The sequence below is a fragment of the Bdellovibrionota bacterium genome, assembly GCA_040386775.1.
Classification (GTDB): Bacteria; Bdellovibrionota; Bdellovibrionia; order Bdellovibrionales; family JAEYZS01; genus JAEYZS01.
The window spans coordinates 35,189-42,448 of record JAZKEU010000022.1; the positions used below are offsets into that span (position 1 = coordinate 35,189).

Annotated in this window: 7 protein-coding genes; 1 reads left to right on the forward strand and 6 read right to left on the reverse strand. The window is 37.2% G+C overall.

Annotated features, from left to right (window positions below; genetic code table 11):
- Nucleotides 1-9 precede the first annotated feature (9 nt).
- The 3 genes from V4596_13630 to V4596_13640 are packed head-to-tail and all read right to left on the reverse strand — an operon-like array spanning nucleotide 10 to nucleotide 2,922.
- The gene (locus V4596_13630) at nucleotides 10-1,428 is read right to left on the reverse strand and encodes an ABC transporter permease subunit (protein ID MES2770181.1); all 1,419 of its coding nucleotides are present in this window, start codon (nucleotides 1,426-1,428) and stop codon (nucleotides 10-12) included.
- Nucleotides 1,422-2,438 carry a thiamine ABC transporter substrate-binding protein gene (locus tag V4596_13635; protein ID MES2770182.1) on the reverse strand — a complete coding sequence of 339 codons (1,017 nt, stop codon included), beginning with the start codon at nucleotides 2,436-2,438 and terminating at the stop codon, nucleotides 1,422-1,424. Before V4596_13635 ends, V4596_13630 begins: the two co-directional genes overlap by 7 nt.
- A 1-nt stretch (nucleotide 2,439) precedes the next feature.
- On the reverse strand, nucleotides 2,440-2,922 hold the full coding sequence (locus V4596_13640) for a hypothetical protein (protein MES2770183.1): 483 nt from the start codon (nucleotides 2,920-2,922) through the stop codon (nucleotides 2,440-2,442).
- A gap of 52 nt (nucleotides 2,923-2,974) precedes the next feature.
- On the opposite strand from V4596_13640, the gene V4596_13645 reads away from it, so the two are divergent.
- Nucleotides 2,975-3,958, forward strand: a complete 984-nt coding sequence (locus V4596_13645; GenBank protein MES2770184.1) for a M14 family zinc carboxypeptidase — start codon at nucleotides 2,975-2,977, stop codon at nucleotides 3,956-3,958.
- A gap of 116 nt (nucleotides 3,959-4,074) precedes the next feature.
- Here the strand turns inward: V4596_13645 and V4596_13650 are convergent, their stop codons facing one another.
- From V4596_13650 to V4596_13660, 3 genes are all read right to left on the reverse strand, one after another.
- Complete coding sequence (locus tag V4596_13650) at nucleotides 4,075-4,290, reverse strand: hypothetical protein (GenBank protein ID MES2770185.1); 216 nt, start codon at nucleotides 4,288-4,290, stop codon at nucleotides 4,075-4,077.
- Nucleotides 4,291-4,443: 153 nt separating this feature from the next.
- Nucleotides 4,444-5,964: a hypothetical protein gene (locus V4596_13655; protein ID MES2770186.1), complete on the reverse strand. Its 1,521-nt coding sequence runs from the start codon at nucleotides 5,962-5,964 to the stop codon at nucleotides 4,444-4,446.
- 31 nt (nucleotides 5,965-5,995) lie between these two features.
- Nucleotides 5,996-7,135 (reverse strand): phytochelatin synthase family protein, encoded by a 1,140-nt coding sequence (locus tag V4596_13660; GenBank protein MES2770187.1) that lies wholly within the window; start codon nucleotides 7,133-7,135, stop codon nucleotides 5,996-5,998.
- Nucleotides 7,136-7,260: the final 125 nt, after the last annotated feature.

Consider the following 7,260-nt stretch of genomic DNA (forward strand, 5'->3'; position numbering starts at 1 on the left):
CTCTAAAGCTTATTTTTCTAAGCCTATTCTTTTAAACAATGTGAAAACAATGAGTCCTAAAAACAAAAGTAAAAATACAAATAAGTTAGCAAGCTCTAGTCTGTAGGATCCTACTAAACTATGGATGTACAATGCCAGCGTCACATTCTTTCCGTATATGATTTGAGAGATTGCAAAATCTCCGATTGTCCAAAAAGCTCCGAGGCCTGACAAAAATAAAATCGAGGGTAATACTTGAGGGAAAATAATTTTTTTGAAAGTTAAAAATCGCGTGGAACCCATTAAGCTTGCCACTTCAATTTGACCCTCTAAATCCGAAAGCTTAGTTTTGAGCTGAAATCTATAAAGCACCGGCAAAAAAATGATAAGCATCGCAAATATAACTTTTATATCGTCTGCCATAAAATCTACGAGCAAAAGACTCAACCCGATAAGAACCGTACTCAAAGGAACATAACTGAGTAAAAATCTATCAAACAATCGATTGCGGTAAATAAAAGTTAAAAGACTTAAACCTATAAGTAGAGCCAATCCTGTCGCTAAAGATAGCGAAACACTTTTTAAAGCCAGTGGGAAAATTTCCTGAAAAGCATTTTCATTCTGCTGGAGTTGTTTAATTCCCAGAGCAGACCCAACGAGTGACCCGCCCAGATACAATGCCACGGGCATGACCACTGCAATTAATCCCGGTTTCCAACTGAGCAATCTGATCTCTTCGTAAGACTTTAGTAAAGCCAACCCTTTTTGCGCTCTATAAAGCAAAAGCATAATCACGATAAAGATAGATTCTAAAAAACTAATAAATACTGCATCCAGCAAAGAACCCGTAGTTCTAATTTTTTCATAGATTAAGGTCTCCACCGTGATGTCCTGATGTCCAACGAGAAGTGGAATCGAGAAGCTCGTAAAGAATTGTACAAATAGAAATAAAAAAATCATCACTGTTTCAAATGGAATATTTTTTAGCACAGCTTGGAAAAATTGAAACTTTGAAGCACCCTCTAAATACGCTAGCTCACTGAGCTTTTGAAATTTACTCTGAAAAATAGATTGATAAAATAAAGCCGCTAATCCCGTGTACATTAAAGTATGTGTGAGTACAATGCCCGTAATTCCAAAAGGAAATGGTTTTATTATCTGTAAAATTGAAGTTACAAAAAACAATGTTGGAACAAAAGAGGGTATGAGGCACAAAAGCTCGAAGTATTTTAATTTTTTACTTCCCTGAAAAGAACACAACCCCAATGCACCGACGAGGCCTAATAAAATTGTAACTACAGAACTTGCGAGAGATTGCTGAAGTGTATTTGTAAATGCTTCTCCCAACTCTTTCAAATCTACAGATACAAACTGTAGTTCTTTAAAGAGCAATAGATAGGGCGCAATCAATACTAAGAAAAATAAACCTACTAAAAAGTTCTTTACCATGAAGCCGATTTCCACGCCTCAATAACTTCGTCTCTAGAAATGATTTTATCTGACTCAAATAATTTTACTTTTTTTAGTTTTTCGTATTCTGAATTTTTTCGAACCTCTGCAACTACGGGGAGCATATAGTTTTTATTCATGATTATTTCTTGACCCTCTGGAGAAAGAATAAATTCTAAGAATTTTTCCGCTCCAGGCCTATTCTTTGTCGATTTTAAAATTCCCGCATATTCGATATGATATGGAAGTTCTTCCTCGAGATAAAGTGGCTGATAATCAAAATCACTTTCTTCTACCCAATGATAAGCCGGCGAAGTCAAATAGGAGAAAACATATTGAGATTGTTTTTTCTTAAAGAGTCCATAGCCTGCGCTCCACGAGGGCGTTACTGTGTAAATGTTTTTTTTAATTTGATTTAAAAAATCCTTTGCTCCCTCAGCTCCATATTTTTGAACAATCCAGTGAAAAAATATATAACCAGGAGAACTGGTTCTCGGGTCCAGTAAAATTATTTTTCCTTTAAAATTTGGAGATAAAAAATCATCTAGTTTTTTGGGAAGTGAGTTTTTATCAGAGGTTCTGTAGATGAATGTCATAGGCGACCAATTGTATGCCAGAAATGGACCTTGTTGAATTTTCTTAGGAGTTGACTCATCAAGTTTATAACGAAGCTCAGGGGGCTGTGTGAATAAGTCTGTGATAGTTGTATTTTGCAATTGGAACTGATCCAGCCCTACAACAACATCAGCTTTTGTTTTTTCTTTTTCTAGCAAAATTCTTTGGATAATGATGCCAGCCTCACCCACATCTGTGAATTCGACATTGTATCCCGTTTTTTCTTTAAAAATTTTTTGAAGATCAGGACCCGGTCCCCAAGAGCTTGCGAATGAAGAGTAAGTGTAAACAACGATAGTTCCCTGCTCCTTTGGCGAATCTTTTTCGTAAAGATAAATATAAATGGAGACCAGTAATGCTATGGGAACGAATATGGAAAAAAATCTTTTAATCATACTACCACCAAATGCCGCGATTCCTTTTATAGAAATAGTAATCAAAGCCGACACAGCGACCAGCTCCAATTGCCACGATGGTTACAAATATTGCGACAAACGTTGAATACAATAAGTTCTGATATCCCAGTCCAAAAATCACATAATGAAATGAAATTAAAATTCCTATGATTCCAAAGGGTCTAACCATAAATCCAATGAGTAATGAGAGGCCCACGAAAAAGCTTACAGCCAAAATGCCATGGCTCATCATCGACCAGTATGGATAGGCAAGATGCTCAAATAGCCATTTGTACCATGTTGGAAAACTATAAATATAATCTGAAGATTGGACCTGATCGATAAATACTTGCGAGGTAAAAAGTCCAGTTTGATATTCTGTTAATGCCTGGTTGAGCCAATAGTAACCTAAAAAAATTCGTAGAAAAGCAACAGGATACAAATGTCCTACATATTTTATGCTCTCAAAAAATGCCGTAAACATATTTAAAATCCTTGCAAGTATGACTCTAGACATGTCAAATTTAGAGATGCCTATGAAATTCACATTTATTATATCTACATTATTAACATTTACATTGATAAATGCTAGCAATCTTTACGCTGAGCAAAAGACAGCTGCCCCCAACTTTTTCCAGGCCAAAAAAGTCTCAGTTGAAGAAATGATGGGCGAGATCCGCGAGCGGATCGACAATAGAAAATGGAATTGGGATCTGAGCTTCTTTCCAAAGACAGGCTGGAAAGAAAAAGGAAACTCCGTTTATGGGCGTCCCTTGGTTTATTGGACTTGCGGTAAACCTGAAAATGAGAACACCTCACTCATTTTAGCCGCAGTTCATGGCGATGAAATTACGCCGGTTTATTTTGGTTTTCGCGTAGTGGAATGGCTTAAAGCAAGACCAGAGCTTTGTGAAAAATCCTTTATAGTTGTAGCTCCAATTGTGAATCCTGATGGCTTCTTGAGATATACTACTGGAACGAGAACAAACTATAATAAAGTGGATCTCAATAGAAACTTCGACACTCCAGAATGGGGCGAACAAGCGCAAAAAATTTGGAAAACAAAGTACGGATCTCAAAGACGCTATTTCCCTGGCGACAAAGCGGCTTCCGAGCCAGAAATAGAATTCCAAAAATGGCTTATCGAAGAATTTAAACCAGCAAAAATCCTCAGTGTCCATTCACCTCTCAATCATTTGGATTTTGATGGACCTCTTAGCGGTATAGATAGTGAGGCTGCAAAGAAATTCACAGAAACTTATGTAAAGTCTTGTGATCTTCTGAGGCAACAACTCGACAAATCTGCAACGGGCTTAAATTTTTATGCTTACGGAACATTTCCTGGAAGCTTAGGAAATTACGCTGGCAGGTACAAAGGAATCCCAACCATTACCGTTGAACTTCCAACTATCGACTACAAAATGGCGCCCGTGTACTTTGGTCAAATGGAGAAAGGTCTCAATGTTTTCATAAATTATGAAATCAAAGACCGTCCCCGACAACTCGCCGAAAAAAAATAACATCATCAAAAAAATATTTAATTAAATTCCCTCTAAAGAGAACAGAGGTTGTGCTTTTTAAGAAATCCAACTGGTATCCCTGAGCTTCTAAACCATTGAGTGCGAATCGCCTATTGTTACAAATTTTTGGCTTCTGACATTTTTTGTACGTTCGATTCCAACGAGCGAATAAGTGTATCATATTGAGTTCTACTAATGACCTGTTCTGCGTAACCCTCTTGTAATTCAGTTATAACAAATGAATTGTTTTTAATAAGATAAGGATCTTGTGAGGTAACAGCCTCAAATAAATAATCAAACCTTTTCTTTTCACTCATTGGTATGAACCACATAATCATTTAAATCCTATTAAATGAATTAAAGTCTGGGAAAATTCTAAGCGAATGAATAAAAAATTCATCAAGAAATCTAAATCACTATCCCTCTACTTTTTTATTACATCTCACTTTTATACAACCAAGTAAAGTGTCCACGCTTGATAAATTTTATTTATTGATTTGCCTTACGATATCCTCTGCTTTTTGGACTGGTGGACGTTCTTTGCGCGCTCCTCTATTGCTAGGAAGAGGAGGAACTCCTAATAAATTTGAGATCAGCACCGAAGTCCTTCCTACCGTATTGAAAATAGCTACCGGGTTTTGATTTTGCGAATTCACCAACTCTTCTTTTGTCGCCAATGCGCCTGCAGTTGGTCCTACAGCATAAATCGGAAGTGGACGTCCTAATTCCGTAACGTACTGCCTGCCGAGCACTGTCGAATCCAAATTCATTTCTTTGAGCTCACCTTTAACATCAACTAATCTTACTTCGCCTGCACTTTGGATAAGCATACCACTTACACTCTGCGCGCCCGTGGTATCAATGATCATGTCACCTTCTACCGTCATTCTGGTATTCTTTTCTTTATTGTAGACTGTCACGCGCATTCTGCCGTTTTCCAGAAAGTCCACTTTTTCAGCCTTTCCATTTGTTCCTTCAATTTGATTATTTTCATAAAGTGGAACTATTTTATGAATATAACGATCACCGCCTCCACGACTTGCTACATATTCTACCGCCGTACGGAAGTCATTTCCAACCCAAGTTAATTTGAAACCTTGAGGCAAATTAACATGAGCGTCGATCAATCCTTCAACGGCTATTCTCGAGCCATCTCCATCACCAATGATGATCACTTCTTTAGGTAAAGTTACAGTTTTATTTTTTTTGGCATTTATTTTCAGAGAGATCAGTAGCGTATCCGTGCACATTATAGGAAAAATCTTTGCTGGATTTTCTAAATGCATCAAATGATTTTTATTGAACTCCATCAAGTAGTTGTTATCTGGAATTTTGGAAGCCACTTCCCCTATACCTGTTCCTAATATTAAGCGAGGCGTTCTGAAGGTGATGTTCTGATCTGTTTTGATTTCAACCAGTGTCTTGCCATCGATATTTATTTCTTTGATCGAAGTCACCGTCGTTCCCAGAAGAACGGGGATTTTCGAATGGCTTTGCTGCCCCTGAATATAGGCAGCCAATTGGGAGGAATGCGCATACTTCGAAGATGAGTAATTCGCTAAACTTCCAACGCCTCCAGGAAACTCATGCATACTGAGAGTTCCAGTTTCTACACTGTTGATGATAAAGTCTTTTTCGGCAAAGGTTTTAGCAATATATTGTGTTTTTTCTATTACAATGGCGGCTCTGCCGGCACGTCCCAAAACCAAAGATGCCGATGCACATTGTGGACCCGCACCAATACACACCATTTCTAAATCTATTATTTTTTTATAAAAATTTCTTTTTAAAATATCTGATTTTCTTTTCAAAGCTTTCATGAAAAGTCGAGAGGCTCTTTTTGCATTTTCGATTTCGAAGCGGACCCTACTTGCAGTCGTTGCATCCGATGGAAACGCGGGGCTATAGCTCAATGAAAATAAATTGCTACAAAGATTATTAGCAAAAGAAGGAGTGCTAATTCCCAATATAAAAATAAATGTAAAAACAATTCTTAACATTTTCATTATCAATCCCGGTTAAAAATTAAAAACTTCCTCATTTCCATTCAATTACGATATAACCTCGCGGACCCTCCGCACTATGCGCCGATGCTTTCATCGCATTTAACATAGCACTTAGATCAATCCAAAACGGAGGATTTGCAGTAAGGTTTGTTTCACTAACCAAAAGTTCATTGGTTCTAATATCAAATCCGGCAACGGGAGAAAAATGCCCATGCCCTGGTCTTCCAATTTCAGGAGAATGATAGTTTACAATGATATCCACTTTAGCGAGGCCTTCACTGCTTCTTCTCACCATTTCATTAAATTTGGCAGCATCCTCTTCACTTTCCATTTTTCTCATCGTAACCGTAAAATTATAACTCTTTCGTAATTGAGTTATTAATTGTGCAAGTTGTGATAATTCAAGGCCAGGGTGATTACCAAAAATGTCGGCCTTCGTTTTTATGCCTAAAGATTCTGTAAGTCCCAAAAGCTCTCTTTCGCCCACAGGAATCCCTTTCGCATTTAAAACTTGGGCAAGGGAAGATAATCCGCACGTTACCAAAGTATCTTGGCTTCGCCTTTGGCTCAATAAATCTGTACGAATAGGATATGCAGACAAAGAAGACCTTTCAATAAAAGGACGAATTCTCTTCAAATCCGTGGCAGGATTATTTTCTATTGCAAATCCACTTCGCAATTGGCTATCAATCTCAAAACTCAATTGCCAAGAAAATTTTGTTTCACTGGTGACCGTGTGTTGGCCATTTTCTTTTTTATCAATTTTAACCTCAAAATATTTATTACGAAGGAAATTGGGAATTCCCGCCAAAAGATGATCTATCTGTTCTCTCTCTATAAACTTCATTAGCTCATCGTGTTGAATTTTCGTTAAACCCCTGGAAACCACATGCAGCGTACCTTTGGGGGAGAGATTAATCGCTATTTTGGCATCTATCATTTGTGATGCTAAAAATTTTTTGAATATTATTTTAAATTTAGATTGAACAAATTCACGTGCATCGTAATTGTCAGATAGCAGTTTTATAGGATGAGCCAATACCTCGGGGCTAACACGTACATATTGCTCTAAATTTTCATCAAATAAACTCGCACACAAAGACTTTGCATGGACATTCAGAGATATCGCAGATATTAAAATATAGATTAATATTTTAAATTTTAGGGTCATAAGTTTAATTACCCATTATGCGGTAGCGGCGCAGAGTTAGTTGTTCCAATTCTGTAAGCTCTTCAGGCCTCAATTCAAAATCATTATTGATTTTAGTTTCCGCTAAAAAATTTTGATATATAGCT